Source organism: Neolewinella aurantiaca, from assembly GCF_008014675.1.
Taxonomy (GTDB): Bacteria; Bacteroidota; Bacteroidia; order Chitinophagales; family Saprospiraceae; genus Neolewinella; species Neolewinella aurantiaca.
The window spans coordinates 151114-166503 of sequence record NZ_VOXD01000008.1 but is presented as its reverse complement, the minus strand read 5'-3'; the positions used below and the strand labels follow the sequence as shown (position 1 = coordinate 166503).

The 15390-nt window shown below is 52.4% G+C and carries 13 protein-coding genes; 7 read left to right on the top strand and 6 right to left on the bottom strand.

Annotated elements, in window-relative coordinates; genetic code table 11:
- Positions 1–534: 534 nt before the first annotated feature.
- From FUA23_RS07275 to FUA23_RS07265, 3 genes are all read left to right on the top strand, one after another.
- Positions 535–1209, top strand: coding sequence for an AAA family ATPase (locus FUA23_RS07275; RefSeq protein ID WP_147930071.1), 675 nt, complete (start codon positions 535–537; stop codon positions 1207–1209).
- Positions 1210–1337: 128 nt separating this feature from the next.
- A complete protein-coding gene (locus tag FUA23_RS07270; RefSeq protein ID WP_147930070.1) occupies positions 1338–1778 on the top strand; it encodes a hypothetical protein in 441 nt (146 codons plus the stop codon).
- 1316 nt (positions 1779–3094) lie between these two features.
- Positions 3095–4486, top strand: a complete 1392-nt coding sequence (locus tag FUA23_RS07265; protein ID WP_147930069.1) for a replication initiation protein — start codon at positions 3095–3097, stop codon at positions 4484–4486.
- Positions 4487–4678: 192 nt separating this feature from the next.
- Here FUA23_RS07265 and FUA23_RS07260 read toward each other — a convergent pair whose 3' ends face one another.
- The 4 genes from FUA23_RS07260 to FUA23_RS07245 all read right to left on the bottom strand — a co-directional run bounded on the left by FUA23_RS07260 (position 4679) and on the right by FUA23_RS07245 (position 9058).
- Positions 4679–5467 carry a DUF6503 family protein gene (locus FUA23_RS07260; RefSeq protein ID WP_147930068.1) on the bottom strand — a complete coding sequence of 263 codons (789 nt, stop codon included), beginning with the start codon at positions 5465–5467 and terminating at the stop codon, positions 4679–4681.
- A gap of 44 nt (positions 5468–5511) precedes the next feature.
- A complete protein-coding gene (locus FUA23_RS07255) occupies positions 5512–6375 on the bottom strand; it encodes a flavin reductase family protein (protein ID WP_147930067.1) in 864 nt (287 codons plus the stop codon).
- Positions 6376–6629: 254 nt separating this feature from the next.
- The gene (gene fahA / locus FUA23_RS07250) at positions 6630–7787 is read right to left on the bottom strand and encodes a fumarylacetoacetase (RefSeq protein WP_147930066.1); all 1158 of its coding nucleotides are present in this window, start codon (positions 7785–7787) and stop codon (positions 6630–6632) included.
- A gap of 116 nt (positions 7788–7903) precedes the next feature.
- Positions 7904–9058, bottom strand: a complete 1155-nt coding sequence (locus FUA23_RS07245) for a homogentisate 1,2-dioxygenase (protein ID WP_147930065.1) — start codon at positions 9056–9058, stop codon at positions 7904–7906.
- Positions 9059–9258: 200 nt separating this feature from the next.
- Between FUA23_RS07245 and FUA23_RS07240 the strand changes: the two genes are divergently transcribed.
- Positions 9259–10716 (top strand): NAD-dependent succinate-semialdehyde dehydrogenase, encoded by a 1458-nt coding sequence (locus FUA23_RS07240; RefSeq protein ID WP_147930064.1) that lies wholly within the window; start codon positions 9259–9261, stop codon positions 10714–10716.
- Between the two features lie 114 nt (positions 10717–10830).
- On the opposite strand, the gene FUA23_RS07235 is transcribed toward FUA23_RS07240, so the two are convergent.
- Positions 10831–11214 carry a Fur family transcriptional regulator gene (locus FUA23_RS07235; RefSeq protein WP_147930063.1) on the bottom strand — a complete coding sequence of 128 codons (384 nt, stop codon included), beginning with the start codon at positions 11212–11214 and terminating at the stop codon, positions 10831–10833.
- A gap of 280 nt (positions 11215–11494) precedes the next feature.
- Between FUA23_RS07235 and FUA23_RS07230 the strand changes: the two genes are divergently transcribed.
- The 3 genes from FUA23_RS07230 to FUA23_RS07220 are packed head-to-tail and all read left to right on the top strand — an operon-like array spanning position 11495 to position 14084.
- The gene (locus FUA23_RS07230; protein WP_147930062.1) at positions 11495–12688 is read left to right on the top strand and encodes a GTP-binding protein; all 1194 of its coding nucleotides are present in this window, start codon (positions 11495–11497) and stop codon (positions 12686–12688) included.
- A gap of 20 nt (positions 12689–12708) precedes the next feature.
- The gene (locus FUA23_RS07225) at positions 12709–13116 is read left to right on the top strand and encodes a MerC domain-containing protein (protein WP_147930061.1); all 408 of its coding nucleotides are present in this window, start codon (positions 12709–12711) and stop codon (positions 13114–13116) included.
- On the top strand, positions 13113–14084 hold the full coding sequence (locus FUA23_RS07220; protein WP_147930060.1) for a CobW family GTP-binding protein: 972 nt from the start codon (positions 13113–13115) through the stop codon (positions 14082–14084). The genes FUA23_RS07225 and FUA23_RS07220 overlap by 4 nt, the downstream gene beginning before the upstream one ends.
- Positions 14085–14393: 309 nt before the next feature.
- Here FUA23_RS07220 and FUA23_RS07215 read toward each other — a convergent pair whose 3' ends face one another.
- Positions 14394–15239 carry an AraC family transcriptional regulator gene (locus FUA23_RS07215; protein ID WP_147930059.1) on the bottom strand — a complete coding sequence of 282 codons (846 nt, stop codon included), beginning with the start codon at positions 15237–15239 and terminating at the stop codon, positions 14394–14396.
- Positions 15240–15390 lie beyond the last annotated feature (151 nt).

Sequence of the window (15390 nt, the reverse complement as noted above, 5' to 3'; positions counted from 1 at the left end):
ACCGGACGTTGCAGCGGATGAACGACCTCATAACTCATGGTAGTAACCTATTGAAATCAGACGGGTTAAACGATCTCAATACCATTCATACAAACCTAAAAATCAGCCAATTACCTACACGTCTTTATTTAAAGAAGTAAAGACATATAACTGGCACAGAAGTTGGACACGCTCCTTTATTTAAAGATTTAAAGAAATACAGTACTGCTGTGTTGTATTTCTTTATGTCTTTACTTCTTTAAACACTTATCACCCTGGCATCCAACACGCATCTTTAAATCTTTACGTCTTTACACTGCATAAGTAGATCTTTAAATCTTTATGTCATTAAAAAATTAAATGCTTAAACCTTTAAACAAAGATTCAATGAAACACGACTTACTTTAAATACTTGCAATCGCAAATCTTTAAACATTTGCTTCTTTATATAAGACGGATCGTTTATCTTTACATCATCAAACAAAGACATAAAGCGATACTGAAATCTTTAGATAAAGGCATCAGTATTTAAAGATCACTTTAAATAAAGAAATAATGATCATCTCATCAATCAATTACAAAGGAGGAGTAGGTAAGAGTACGGCTGCTCAGAACCTGGCGGTGTCGCTCGTTCATCAGGGTTATAAAGTATGCCTGGTGGATGCAGACAACACTAAGGCGACTTCTTCGTGGTCAGATAAGCGGGATGAGAACGGCATTGAGCCATCGATTCCTTGCATCTCGTTGGTGAACCCAAAGTCCTTTGCCAAGCAGGTACGGGCGCAATACGCACAGTATGATGTATTGGTAATTGATTGTCCGCCCGCTTTGTCACCGATTGCAGTGAAGGCCATGTACGCCAGCCACATGCTGGTTATACCGGTGAGCACCACCGGTGGCAGCGACGTATGGGTGACCGAGCAGTTGCTGGAAAAGTTTCAGGAGATCAGAGAAGCAAAGGAAGATGCCGGTGACGATCCCGTTCAGGCTCACCTGCTGGTGAATATGTACCGGCGCAACGTTACCCTGCACGAACTGGCTGCAGGTATTGTTGAGCAGTTGGCCCAGACTTACGAAGTAGGCGTCTTTGACGTCAGGCTGGGCAACCGGGTAGCGTACGGAGAGGCCAATGTGTCCGGAATGGGCGTGATAGAGTACGGCAGCGACCGCAAGGCGAAGGTCGAGATCAACCGACTCACGAAGGAACTGATCAAGCTGGCCACGAGCTAGCAGGGGCGAACCAGCACTCCGGTTGGAAGCCAGTTAATTGCAGACCAAAGGTCTGCGATCTGTAGCCTCCACCTCAATTTGCATACTATTACCTACCTTTAAGGAACTAAAGATTTAAAGATACAAAGATGGCTAAGAAGAATCTCCTGGCGGCAAACCTGAAACGTCCTTCTCTGAAACGGACCATGCGCGTGAGCGAAGAAACGATGGACGAAGTAGTCCGTAAGGTTTCCGATAACCCTCCACCGAAGGTGGAGAAGGTGGCTAAACAGCCCGCTCCGGCTCCGAAAGCAGTCTCTGTACCTGCGGCCGCGCCAACACCTCCACCGGCACCGAAGGCTGTTGCAACCGAGAGTTCCGCTCCGAAGAAGGGTAGGGGATCCAAGCGCAAAGCAGCCGGAGACAAAGCTGTTTCTCCTCGTTCTGTCCACCCGGCAGAAGGCACCAAGCGCCTTACCCTGGACATTCCTCATACCCTGCACAAAGAACTCAAGCTGCTCTCTATCCATCAGGAAATCTCGATGAAAGACTACATCATCAGCGTGGTGGAACGGTCTTTGAAAAAGTAAAATCCAGACCGATCAGCAGATCGTGGCCATGCCATTGACTTCGATCCATGATACCCCGCTATTAGTGGCAACATTTGCCGCACCCGGCCAAAAGCGACAAAACGAGTTTCCGGTTCAAAGCTTCAGGCTCCATGCCCTGGATTTTTCTGCCTGCCCACCTCAGGTACAGCTAGTGGGCTAGCCAGTAGATTTCTGGGTTAGCTGCTAAGGGAGTAGTTGCCCCAGGACAGCCAGGTCGTCCCCTTTTGGGATACAGATCGTACTGAGGAGAAATGTGGTATAGTTACCCATTTATCTGACTCATTTCCAATGGATTGTTGATTCTCAGTTAAACCAAAGCATTCAGATGTATACCGGCCTGAAAGCGCCGATTCATTTCCTAAAAGTGGTATATTCAATCCACGACCCTGTACCTCAATGCCCCCTATCTCATCCTTTGATCTATACCATGTTTAGGACTGGAGACCACCAAAACATACCACATTTAGGAAAAAAGGGCCTTTTAGCGCCAAAACACCGGCCAAATCGGGGTTCGCTCACGAATTGTACCACATGTAGGAAAAAGGCAGGTTTAAACGAAAGAACATAACGCGCTGATAATCAATGGAGTGCGCAAACTATACCAGATTTAGGTTGGGGGATTCTACTCAAGTCAAGGTGCCTGACTCCATCTAATCCCGAAGGTTGGTATAGTTAGCAAATAGGGGCTAAAGTGGTATATCTGGGCAAACAATCACTGCTTAAGTATACCAGATGTAGGAATCGCCCACATTAAATGTACCGGATTTAGGTAAAAGCAGGCCCCTTCACGGAAATTGGTCACTAGGAGCTGGGCGTTGCCCCCTAAAAAGGTCGAATTATACCAGATGTAGGACAAATTTGAATCCAGACTACGTAGAGCGCTGATTTTTTTCGGAAGCAACTATACCAAAAGTAGGAAGAGGCCCAGGACCAGCTTACAGTCCTAATCAGGGTATACTAATCAATTAGAGAGAACAACTGTACCAGATTTAGGGCGATAGCCCGCCTGCTGTTTTTATTCTTTTAAGGGTTTTACTTCTTTTAGGCCTCTGTAACCTGCTCTAATACAGATAGTTACAACCTAAAGTATACCAAATTCAGGGTTAAGTATACCAAATGACGGAACTACTATACCAGGATTCGGACAAAGTGTACCGCAAGTAGGAAAGGCGGAATTCCTAAAGATGGTAGACTTTCCTAGATCTGGTATACTTTGTTTTCTGGTCTGAAAAAACGTGTGTCGGTTCTAACTATACCATATCTTGGCAGCAGATATAGTACTGATACCAAAGAATATGAAATCGCCTGTTCCATCCATCCCGACGGTGCGCCTAATGGTGCGTAAGTCGAATTCCCTTGTCGAAGCCCGCTACAAGTTCAATATGTGGGAGACCCGTGTATTCACAAAGATGATCACGATGGTCCGTATGTCGGATGAGGACTTTAAGCCTTACCGGATTTATTTGCGTGACATCATTCAGGAGTTTGGTCTCGATAAAGACAAAGCAAGCTATGAACTGTTACGCGACGGTGCCAACACGCTTCTGCAAAAGGAGGTGTCCATCTTTCAGGAAACAGAAGACGGGCTCAACGAAACCCGTACTCACCTTATCGTGAGTGCGACTACCCAGGTCCATGGTTCGAACACCAACTATATCGAGGTGACCTTTCATCCGAAGATGAAGCCACACATCCTGGAGCTGAAATCCCGTTTCACGGTTTACGACGTGAAGAACATTCTCAATTTGCCGAGCAGCTACTCCGTTCGGATCTACGAGTTGCTGAAACAGTACGAGAAGATCGGTTACCGGACTTTTGAGTTCGAAGACCTCAAGGAGATCATCGGGGCCAAAGAAATGCACCGCAACTCGAAGGGCAAGGCCATCGTGAAAGACAACTATCCGCTCTACGGTAGTTTCAACCAGAAGATCCTCAAAAAGGCCCAGAAGCATCTTCTGATGCATACTGACCTCTGTTTTGAGTTTGAGCCACTCAAGCGCGGGCGCAAGGTGCACAAGATTCGTTTCATTATCATGCGCAACCCCCGCTACGATGCCACCCAGGTCGACGCTAAAATGCCGGAACTTGGTACAATTCAGGTGAGCCACGAGGAGGACGCTGTGGTTGCCCGGCTTTTTGTGCAGGTAAGCCAGTACATCGAAGAGCCGACAATGCGCAAGTGGGTACGCCAGTTCCCCGAGGAGCAGATTCAGTACGGCATCAATTACACACTCAACCAACTAAAGTCAGGCAAGGATATCCAGAACGTGGGCGGTTACCTCCACACGATGGTGTCTACCGACAACCTGGTGGCCGCTAAGGCCGCCGAAGAGGAAGAACACCGCAAAGCACGTAAGAAGGAGGAAAAACGTCGTCGTGAGCTCGCTCAGGTAGAAAAGAAGTACGAAGAGATCCATCAGCAACTCATCGATAAGACCGAGGAACTGATGCGGGATGTCTTTGATCGTTACCCGGGGGTGAAGGCCGATGCCTTCGCCAAAGCCAGCAAGAAGCGGGGAAGTGGCTACAAAGCCGACCTGACCAATGAGGAGAATATGGCCAATCCCGTTTTCCGGGCCGTTTTCCGGAGCAATGTGAAACAGCGCTACCCCGAGCATTTCGCCTCCCTCAAGACCCTGGAAGACTGGTGCAAGCGGCTGCGGAGCCAGATGGCCCGCCTTAAGTGATTGGAAGTGGATTAGCGAGTTGGTGAGTTGCTACTGCGAGAGCTCTTCGCCGCGTTCATCCCCAAAGGGGGGAGTGATACTCGATTCTGGAAATACGATTTGCTGCTGCGGGTGCCGTTCGCTGCGCGAACCGGGGCCAATGAGCGAAGCGAGAGAGTAGTAACGGCGGCGTCAACTCAACGACTCCGCAACTCACTTCAAAGACTTGACTTCTTCCGTTTCGATACGGGAGAGTTCCTCCAATTTTCCTTGTTCGAACAGCGCGGGTAAGTCGTCGAGAGAAGTGCCAACGGGAGCTTTGTAGTTGATGTAATCCTGAAAGAGAATGCCTTCGACAACGCGGGGATTGTAAGCGCTTCGGAACCGTACGCCGCCGCCGTTGGTTAGGTAATCGTAGGCAAGGTAGTCTATCCGGTTGGTGGCGGTATTGATCCAGTAGCGGAAATTATCGTCGTGATCGGTACCGCCACCTTCCTGCTTGAACTGAACCTTGAGCGTGTGGTAGGTCGCGTCGTTTATGGAGACACTATCGAGCTGGGTAAGGAGTACGGCGGGGTCCTGGAGCTTGTGAGGCAGGGTAGCGAAATAGATGACCGAGTTGAGCGCTTCGGAGAATTTGGCGACATCCTTTTCGATAATATCGATGGGGACTCCGTCGAGGGTATGCGTGAGTTTCCCGTTTTCGAGGACATCAACGATGGTCACGCCGTTTACTTCGTTGGTAACGGAGTAGCGGTAGTCGGTCCCGTCGTTGGTGAAGGTGTAAGCTTTATTGCGGAATACGAAGCTGTAGCTTGCGGTGTCGTACCGGCCCCCTCCGTGGGCCTCTACGGCTTTGGCTAGCGTTATATCGGCCGGAGAGGGGGCTGCGTCGGCGGTAGAGCTGGTAGTGACCTCCGCCTGAGCGCCCTGCTCCGGGGCAGGGGACTGACAGGAAAAAGCAAACGCCAAAAGGAGAAGGATTGCTGGGAATTGGTTCATGAAGGATAAAATTAAAGGCTGGAATTCAGGAACCGGCTTCTGATTTATGCCATAAGCACGGTGAGCGCCAGTTCCGTTTCTCCGCGCTCGAGGTAGGCTTGCGCGAGACGGTGACGCTGCTCCAGTCCGCCGGTCAAAGCTTCCTTAACGCCTGGGTTGCCAGCAAGTTTACTTATTTCTTCTGCGGTGGGAAGTCGCTCGACGTTACCGAGCCGGCCAAGGTTGTTGCCGGTCAATACGGTGGAGTTGCGGATGTACGGTGGCAGGCCGTCGATGCCGATGCCGAGGGACCGGACGGGCTTGGGGATTTCGAAGAGGGCTTCGGGGATGGCGCGGATATAATCGGCTCCGCCCATGCGCCCAACGAGATCGAGCGCGCGGATATCCATTACACCCTGCTCGTCGAACAGGTCTTTATGGACATGGATGCGCACCACCCGTGCGATGATGAGGCTGCCGCCCATCGGGCCGTCCCCGAGCGTGAGTATCTGATCTACCTTACACTCGAAGGAGACGGGGCTTTCAGCCACCAGCGGTGGTTTCACCACCTCTCCCTGCACCTGCGTCAGCGCCGCTTTTTCGAACTCATTGACCCCGGAAGGGTAGGCTGTACTCGTGAGCGACATTTGCTCGACAATCGCATGATTCACGATATTGATGGTCACCTCCGGTACCGCCCGGACGTTGTTGAGGGTATCCTTCGGCGAGCCGTCACGGCCGCTCAGCAGTGGCGAAAAGGCCAACAGGGGCGGATCTCCGCTCACTACGTTGAAAAAACTGAAGGGGCTTAGGTTTACATTGCCTTCAGCATCGACGGTACTGGCAAAACAGATGGGGCGCGGAGCGACCGCCCCCGAGAGGTAGGCGTAGGTTTCGCGGGGGGAGAGGTTGTTCGGATCGATGATCATAGCTGGTAGAAAGTAGTGGGTAGAATGTTGTGCTTGCGTTAGAACGTAGCAGGCAGAAAGTAGTTGGTAGTGATGCCGCAAAGAAGTATTTCTGAGGGCTGAATCTCACATTGAGGACGCGGTTTCAGGCACTTCGTACATAGCCTCCGGCATTAATCTCGTACCAACATCAAATACGCACGGCCAATATCCTCGATTTAAAGGATTTCAAACCTGTCGATTTCGACAGGTTGAAACCAGGAAATACTCCTACTTCAGATAATCCGTCCGGTAACTTCGCCGAGTTCCAGCCGAGTCCCGTCCCGCTCTGCGTGGGCGCGCAGCGTTATGGTGTCGCCATCGGCCAGGAAGGCCCGTTGGGAGCCATCTTCGAGAGGGAAAGGCTTGCGGCCCCCTTCGGAAATCTCGAGTAGGGAACCGTAGGAAGAGGCGTCTTTGCCCGAGATTGTACCCGAGGCCATCAGGTCGCCCACGCGCACGTTGCAACCGTTGCTGGTATGGTGCGTCAGTTGCTGCGCCATACTCCAGTACAGATACTTGGTGTTGGACCGGCTGATGACTGTAGGTGTACCATCTTTAGGGGTCAGAGTCACTTCCAGTTCTATATCAAAATTAGGGGCGCTGACGCCGGATGCAAGGTAGGGTAGGGGAGCAGGGTCCTGGACCGGACCAGCCGTTCTGAATGGTTCCAGGTCTGCCAGTTCGGTAATCCACGGCGAAAGGCTGGAAGCGAAGCTTTTGCCCAGAAACGGGCCGAGTGGAACGTATTCCCACTTCTGGATGTCGCGGGCACTCCAGTCGTTGAACAGAGCGATGCCGAAGATGTAGTCTTCGGCATCTGCGATGTTGACGGGCTCACCGAAAGTGGAGTCTTTACCTACGATGAAGGCCATCTCGAGCTCGAAGTCCAGCCGCTCCGAAGGGCGGAATTCGGGCGTGTCCATCGCATTGGTTTTTACCTGGCCGGAAGGCCGCCTGATGTCCGTCCCCGACACAACGATGCTCGAAGCCCGGCCGTGGTAGCCGACGGGCAGGTGCTTCCAGTTGGGCAGCAGGGCGTTCTCCGGATCACGGAACATTTTGCCGACATTGGTGGCATGCTCGATGCTGCTGTAAAAATCGGTGTAGTCGCCAATCCTTACGGGCAGGTGCATCGTTACTTCGTCAACGGAAAGGTAGGCCTCGGGGTGGATCTCATTGTTCGTCAGCCAGGTTTGCACCTGCGTCCGCGCCCGCTGATGAACCTCTTTGCCCAGCGCGATGAACTCGTTGAGGAAGAGTTCATAGAAGACGCTCGAATCGAAGTCGAAAACGCCCAATTCGGCCAGCACGCTGAGGTCGACGACGCGGTTGCCATGGCGGATACCCACACGGGGTGTTTCGTTCTGGTAGGAGAAGATTCCGTATTGCATATTGGGTTGAGGGCCTCTGGCCCGATTGGTGAGCGGACCTGAGGTCCGGAAAACGGAGCTAACAAATTTGCCAGAGCTACTGCCCTGGGAGGTTCGGGCCGGAGGCCCTCAACCCGTTAAAGCCAGGATTGGTGGTAGTCGCCCGTATCGATTTTGAGCGCTTCTTCCGTAACCGCAAGCGGTGCGAAGGTATCGATCATCACGGCAAGTTCCTCGGTGCCTTTGTGCCCGATGGAACCTTCGTAAGTGCCGGGGTGCGGACCGTGCGGAATGCCGCCGGGGTGCAGCGAAATGTAACCCGGGCCGATGCCGGTGCGGCTCATGAAGTCACCATCGACGTAGTACAGCATCTCATCGGAGTCGATGTTGGAGTGATTGTACGGCGCGGGGATCGAGAGCGGGTGGTAATCGTAGAGCCGGGGAACGAAAGAGCAAACCACAAAGGATTTGGTCTCGAAGGTCTGGTGTACGGGTGGCGGCTGGTGTACGCGGCCGGTGATCGGCTCGAAGTTGTGGATGCTGAAGCCGTACGGGAAGTTATAGCCGTCCCACCCGACGACATCGAAGGGATGCGAGGCGTACACCACTTCGTGGAGCATGCCCTGTTTCTTGATTTTTATCGTGAATTCCCCGGTTTCATCATGGGTTTCGAGGTCCTGAGGTAGCTTCAGATCGCGTTCGCAAAACGGGCTGCTCTCCAGCAACTGGCCGAAGTGATTGCGGTACCGCTTCGGGGTGTAGATCGGGTCGGTAGACTCGCAGTAGAGGATGCGATTGTCTTCGGTGTCGAACTCGATCTGGTAGATCATACCCCGCGGAATCAGCAGGTAGTCGCCGTACTCGAAGGGTATGTTGCCGAGTAGCGTACGCAGCGTTCCGGTACCCCGGTGGATAAACAGCAGTTCGTCGGAATCGGCATTTTTATAGAAATAATCCGTCAACGATTTGCGGGGAGCGGCGACGCCGATCTGGACCGTTTTATTGACGAGCAGCGCCTTGCGGCTGTCCAGAAAGTCATCCTCCGGAGGAACGTTGAAGCCAACGAGTTTCCTACTTTTGATATGTTTCGCTTCCGCAACCTTCGGGCTTACGTCAACACTGGAGACGATGTCGCGCACCTGCGTCGGGCGGCGCAAGTGGTACAGCAACGACGACATACCGTCGAAGCCGATGGTACCAAAAAGCTGCTCGTGGTAAAGGCTTCCGTCGGGCTGACGAAACTGGGTATGGCGCTTCTGCGGAAACTGCCCTAGTTGATGGTATAATGGCATGGTTAGTCTTTAAGATGTTGGCCCCTCAGGCTAAAGGTTGCAAATGTAACAGTTGTCTTGCTAATTAAACGGATGACCCGCCCGTTGGTTTTCTGACTTCAATGCACAATTTACATCCTTATCAGGTTGTAAAGCTGAACGTCGTGTTCTGGATCAGTAAACAGGACAGGTCAATACATTTTTGCTTAAAAAAACTTGTCATGCAGCTATCGAATTCCAAACTTTTGAAACCCCATGCTTACATCGACGGAAAATGGTCGGATGCAGAGTCCGGCAATACGTTTCCGGTAAATGATCCGGCGACGGGTGAAGAGCTGGCAACTGTACCGGATTTAGGTCGGGCGGAAACAGAGAAAGCGGTCGCTGCTGCTAAGGCTGCCTTCCCGGCCTGGAGCAAAAAAACGGCCGGCGAGCGTTCGGCGATTCTGCGCCGCTGGTACGAGCTCATGCTGGAAAACGTGGACGACCTTGCGATGATTCTCACCTCTGAGCAGGGCAAGCCCCTGGCGGAAGCTGCCGGCGAGATCCGCTACGGCGCTTCTTTTGTGGAGTGGTTTGCCGAGGAAGGCAAACGGGCTTACGGCGATGTGATTCCCGGTCACGGAACAGATAAGCGCATCACGGTCATCAAGCAGCCGGTTGGGGTGGTTGCGGCGATTACGCCCTGGAACTTTCCGAACGCAATGATTACCCGCAAGGTGGCCCCCGCGCTCGCGGTGGGCTGTACGGTGGTGATCAAACCTGCCGAGGCCACTCCGCTCTCGGCGCTTGCACTTGCTCACCTGGCCGGGGAGGCCGGCTTCCCGCCGGGCGTGCTGAACATAATAACCACAAATACGCCGAAGGAAGTCGGTGCAGTACTGACGGAAAGTGAGGTGGTGCGTAAACTGAGTTTCACCGGCTCCACGGCAGTGGGCAAGGAGCTGATGCGTCAGTGTGCAGGGACGGTCAAAAAACTATCATTGGAACTCGGGGGGAATGCTCCCTTCATTGTTTTCAACGACGCGGACATAGCGGGCGCGGTCGCAGGTGCAGTGGCCAGTAAATACCGCAACGCCGGGCAAACCTGTGTTTGCTCCAACCGGATTTACGTACAGGCCGGGGTGTACGATAAGTTCGTTAAAGATTTAAAGAAGGCCGTCGACGAACTCAGGGTCGGCGATGGCCGGCAGGACGGGGTCGACATTGGTCCGCTTATCAACCAGGCTGGCCTGGACAAGGTGGAAGCCCTCGTTGCCGACGCCAAAGAAAAGGGCGCGCGGGTGCTTGCCGGAGGCAAGCGTTCTGAGCAGGGCGATCTCTTCTACGAACCAACCATCCTTGCGGATGCGGACCAGAATATGGACGTGGCCTCGACCGAAATTTTCGGTCCCGTAGCGCCCGTCTTCAAGTTTGAGACGGAGGAAGAAGTGATCCGGATGGCCAACGATACGCCCTTTGGCCTGGCGGCGTATTTCTACGGGCGCGACTACGCCCTGATCTGGCGCGTCGCCGAAGCGCTGGAGTACGGAATGGTTGGCATAAATACGGGGATGATCTCCACCGCCATCGCCCCCTTCGGGGGCATCAAAGAGTCCGGTTTCGGGCGGGAAGGAAGCAAATACGGTCTCGAGGATTATCTGGAGACAAAGTACATGTGCTGGGGCGGAGTGGAATAACGGCAGGACCGGAGGGGCTGAGTATTCGGAGGGGACATTGTGTTCTTAAAAACCCACTTTGCACCTGCGTTCGCGCCCGAACTGTAGGACCAATAGATCATTGTCTCCGGCTGATTACTTCCCGCTGCAGTCGTTGCAGTTCCCCGAAAGAATGATGTTGTGATTGTCGACCTTGTAACCAGCAGGAAGGCTGTATTCTACTTCTCCCGGTACGCACTCTACCCGGTCACAGCTTACGCAACGAAAGTGCAGGTGATCGTGCGCTTTATGATCATGTGAGCATTCCTCGGGGCAGATTGCAAAGTACTGCCGACCATCATCGGCTACAATGCGGTGGGCCAGACCATCCTCCACGAAGCGGTTTAGGATACGATATATAGTTACCCTGTCAATCTCTTGTTCCAGTTTGGCCGTAATACCATCGTGACTCAGAGCTACCTGTTCTTTCTTCAACAACTGAAGTATGGCCGTCTGGGATTTTGTCTGGCGTCGTGACATAAATGAAATTATTGATACTGTCCTGCAATTCTTTAATCCTTCAACACCCCGGGTGTTTAATCGGTTCTCTGGCCCTTTCAGGGCCAGTGGGGAAGTAGTCGATCCGGAGGAGGCTTGCCTGATTGACAGGTCGCACTGCATTTGCGAGGGGCATCGTTTAGCCTCAGTTCAGAGAAGCAACGGTTACAGGAGACTACTGGCGAAAAAGTAAACGCCGAACTTTAACGCAACATTGTTGCAATAAGTGAATAATGCCTATCTTTGTCGAAAATATTTTTCGATGAAAAAGCGATTACCGGTCACCGTTCTCAGTGGTTTTCTGGGCGCGGGGAAGACCACCCTCCTCAATCATGTTTTACACAATAAGGAAGGACTTCGCGTTGCCGTGATTGTCAACGACATGGCCGAAGTGAACGTCGATGCCCAACTGGTAGAGGCGTCGGGAAGCCTCGTTCAGGCTGAGGAAAAACTGGTTGAGATGTCCAACGGCTGCATTTGTTGTACACTGCGCGAAGACCTGATGATCGAGGTGGAACGCCTGGCACGGGAGGATCGCTTCGATTACCTGCTTATCGAGAGTACCGGTATCAGTGAACCGGTCCCGGTAGCCCAGACCTTCAGCTTTGTCAGTGAAGAAAGTGGGATTGACCTGAGCCGCTTTTCCTACATCGATACGATGGTAACGGTGGTCGACTCCCGTCATTTTCTGGACGATTTCGGGAGTGCTCAAACTATTCTTGATCGGGGTATGACCGATGATCCGCAGGATCAACGACCGATCGTTAATCTCCTGACCGAGCAGGTCGAATTCGCCAACATCATCCTGCTTAATAAAACGGATCTGGTGGATGCCTACGAGTTGGAAGTCCTCAAAGGCTTACTGAAAAAGCTGAACCCGACGGCTAAGCTGCTCGAAACGGAAATGAGCCGTGCCCCTCTGGAAGAATTGCTCAATACGGGCAGTTTTGACCTTGATACAGCCGAACAATCTGCCGGTTGGCTCAGGGAGCTGGAAGGTGAACATACGCCCGAAACTGAAACCTACGGTTTTAATTCCTTCATCTTCCGGGCCCATAAGCCTTTTCACCCCGAGCGGTTCTTCAAATTTATCCACGAGGGGTTTCCGGGCAATGTTTACCGCTCCAAGGGTTTATTCTGGTTGGCTTCCCGCCCCGAAGACGCGCTGGTGTGGAGCCAGGCGGGTGGTTCCCTGCGCTACGAAAGTGTTGGCACGTGGTGGGCCGGTAAGTCAGCCGTTGAGCTAAGTCTCAATCCGGTATTCCAGCAACAGCGCCACCTGATCGAGAAAGACTGGGATAGGGAATGGGGAGACCGTAAACAAGAACTGGTTTTCATCGGCCAGGGCATAAACGAAACTGCTGTTTCAGCGGCCCTGAACCGTTGTCTTCTCAGAGATTGGGAAGTCGATATGTTCCATGAAGGAGAAATATTCTCCGACCCCCTTACTGCTTAACTCTAGAGTCTGTCGATATTATGAATCCATTCGTTAATAAACCCGATTTTGTAGGAATGCTCTCCAGTGGGCTCTGCGCCATCCATTGTGCAGTGGCTCCGGTTTTCTTCGCAGCTCAGCCTTTGGTTCACGATGCCATCAGTGAGGCCAGCCACCACGGGCACGAACACGGCCACGGACTGTGGGGTAGCCTCGATATCATTTTCCTTGTCCTTAGTTTGGTTGCGGTATATTACGCCGCTAAGGCCAGTCAGCAAACCAAAACCCGGGCCTGGCTCTGGATAGGGTGGGGCGTCTTCGCAGCAGGCCTGTTGATGGAGCACCTCGGGATGGTTGGCTGGCTGATGTACGTCGGCTCAGCAATTCTGGTCGTTACTCACCTGATCAATTTTCGTCAGTGCCGGCTTCCTAACCAACCAGTGTCATGAATAAAATCCCCGTTTACCTGATTACAGGCTTCCTGGGTTCAGGAAAGACTACCTTCCTCAACCACTTCATTCAGTCCGCCCTACCGAAGAAAGTAATGGTGATCGAGAATGAAGTCGGGAAAGTCAACGTCGATGCCGGTCTGGTGATCAACGGGGTGGAGGACGTCATCCCCCTCAGCGCTGGTTGCCTGTGTTGCTCCCTGCACGATGAGTTGCTCGACGCCCTTGAGATCGTCAGCGAGCGCAGGGAAGAATTCGACCTGCTGGTTATCGAAACCACGGGGGTGGCGGATCCGTCCTCCATTGTGGAAACCTTTCTGGCCGACTGGCGCGTTGGTCGCGTCTTTGAATTGCGGAATGTCTTTTGTCTGGCGGATGCCGGTCTGTTGGAAGACTGGCTGGAAGAAACCGACGAGGCGCGACGGCAACTGGTAGCTGCCGATACGATTTTGCTCAATAAGGCGGATCTCGTTGCACCTAATTACGCTAAACTCCTGAAGGCCACCATCAGCGGAATCAACCCAACGGCGGAAGTTAGAATCGGAGAATTCGGACGTTTCAATATCGAGGAGTTGTTAAACCGGTCGCCGGTAGAGTCTGAGGTCCTGACGGAGCGAATCTCTTCGGCCCGGGAGCACCAGTATGCGCACCAAAACATCAAAACTTTCACGCTCAGCTTTGATCAGCCGTTCGATCTCGACAAGCTCTCGCATGAGATGCTTCGCCTCGTTAAGTTGTATTACCACCAGATCTACCGGATCAAGGGCGTGGTTTCTATTGCGCACCATCCCAGCCGGGTTATTCTGCAGTCCGTTCGTTCTACGGTTACCCTGACGGACGGCCCCGATTGGGAGGAAAGCGACACCCGCCGGCAGAGTCATTTTGTTTTCATCGGGAAGGACCTGAAGCGGGAGGTGATCGAGAAAATTGTGCGGAGGAATTTAGCGGTGGTGGCAAAAAAGGTTTAGGCACAGTCTCGGCTTGGTCCCGTTTTGTGCTTACGGGGATGACGGGCGGGGAAACTTACATGGCGGTTTCTTGAAGAAACAGAGACCTGCCCGCGCTGAGCAGGCACAACACTACTTTGATTCGGGGCTTTGCTCCTGTAGCCTTCCCTTTGCACCTGCGTTCGCGCCGTTTCCGGGAAAAGTGTCAGGGGCGCGGCCGCGGGTGCAAACCCAGGTTGAAAAGCAAGGAAGGATTGCTCTGTGAAAACGATAAAGCCCGTTTTGGACTGGAAGCAGAATATGACTACTGCAGGCCGTACCCGACGGGACTTACTGGTACAGGCTTCTGAATACCGCGGGCGTTTTCCCCATCAACTGCTTGAACTTACGGTTGAAATAGGAGATGTTGTTGTAGCCGCTGTCAAAGCAAACCTCAGAAATGCTCTTTTCGGTCGACATCAACAACTTCGCAGCATAATTGATCCTGAACTCATTGATGATCTGGGTGTACGTCTTTCTGGTGTGTTTGCGGATGAATTTATAAAAGGCTGCTTCGGTGATGCTCAGCTTGTCCGCTACTTCCTTAATGGATACGGGCTGCGTGAAATTTTCCATTATGTGGTCGTATACAACCTTGATCCGGCCCATCTCTTTTACGTCGAAGCCGTGCGCATACTCCTTGGAGCAAATGGGGCTTACCTCGGTTGAGGTTGCAAGCACGTGTAGCAATTCAAGAAAGAGCAGCAGGCGGGGCAGCCCCGTTTCGTGCAGCATTTTTTGCATGATCTGCCGGCTTTTCTTTTTGGTTGTCCCACTAAACTCCAGACCTTGGCGGGAGGCATTGAGTAAGTTCCGAATGACGTGGGTTTCGGGGCGCTCGAAGAAAACCTCCCCGAGAAAGTCAGAGGTCATCTGAACGACGATCTGGCTCCCGTACACATCGGTGGTGAAGCCATGGGGGAGATTGGGACCGAACATAACCAACTCTCCTTCTTCGTATTCGGAGATGTGATTCCCCACAAATCTGCGACCACGTCCTTTCACCGTCAGGCATATCTCCAGTTCAGGATGATAGTGCCAGGCCTGACTGAGAAGGGGACGGCTCGCCCTCGTTACCACCTTCGCGGTAAAGGAGTGTTCAGCAGGCTCGACTATTTTTTCAAACTCGGGCTTCATGTGTACAATAATGCAGATGACTGGAGTAAAAATAGCAAAATGTTATAGAATAGTGTCATGGTACGGCAGTAATATGTTATAACGTCTGGTTGGCGGTAGCATAATTTTGCAATAGTCAATAATTCGGAATATTGACTTGTTTTTTTCGATC

Excerpts from the sequence above, each read along its gene's own strand:
- FUA23_RS07215 (WP_147930059.1), bottom strand. The coding sequence starts at position 15,239 with ATGAAGCCCGAGTTTGAAAAAATAGTCGAGCCTGCTGAACACTCCTTT.
- FUA23_RS07235 (WP_147930063.1), bottom strand. The coding sequence starts at position 11,214 with ATGTCACGACGCCAGACAAAATCCCAGACGGCCATACTTCAGTTGTTG.
- FUA23_RS07240 (WP_147930064.1), top strand. The coding sequence starts at position 9,259 with ATGCAGCTATCGAATTCCAAACTTTTGAAACCCCATGCTTACATCGAC.
- FUA23_RS07225 (WP_147930061.1), top strand. The coding sequence starts at position 12,709 with ATGAATCCATTCGTTAATAAACCCGATTTTGTAGGAATGCTCTCCAGT.
- FUA23_RS07245 (WP_147930065.1), bottom strand. The coding sequence starts at position 9,058 with ATGCCATTATACCATCAACTAGGGCAGTTTCCGCAGAAGCGCCATACC.
- FUA23_RS07270 (WP_147930070.1), top strand. The coding sequence starts at position 1,338 with ATGGCTAAGAAGAATCTCCTGGCGGCAAACCTGAAACGTCCTTCTCTG.
- FUA23_RS07265 (WP_147930069.1), top strand. The coding sequence starts at position 3,095 with ATGAAATCGCCTGTTCCATCCATCCCGACGGTGCGCCTAATGGTGCGT.
- FUA23_RS07230 (WP_147930062.1), top strand. The coding sequence starts at position 11,495 with ATGAAAAAGCGATTACCGGTCACCGTTCTCAGTGGTTTTCTGGGCGCG.
- fahA (WP_147930066.1), bottom strand. The coding sequence starts at position 7,787 with ATGCAATACGGAATCTTCTCCTACCAGAACGAAACACCCCGTGTGGGT.
- FUA23_RS07220 (WP_147930060.1), top strand. The coding sequence starts at position 13,113 with ATGAATAAAATCCCCGTTTACCTGATTACAGGCTTCCTGGGTTCAGGA.
- FUA23_RS07260 (WP_147930068.1), bottom strand. The coding sequence starts at position 5,467 with ATGAACCAATTCCCAGCAATCCTTCTCCTTTTGGCGTTTGCTTTTTCC.
- FUA23_RS07275 (WP_147930071.1), top strand. The coding sequence starts at position 535 with ATGATCATCTCATCAATCAATTACAAAGGAGGAGTAGGTAAGAGTACG.
- FUA23_RS07255 (WP_147930067.1), bottom strand. The coding sequence starts at position 6,375 with ATGATCATCGATCCGAACAACCTCTCCCCCCGCGAAACCTACGCCTAC.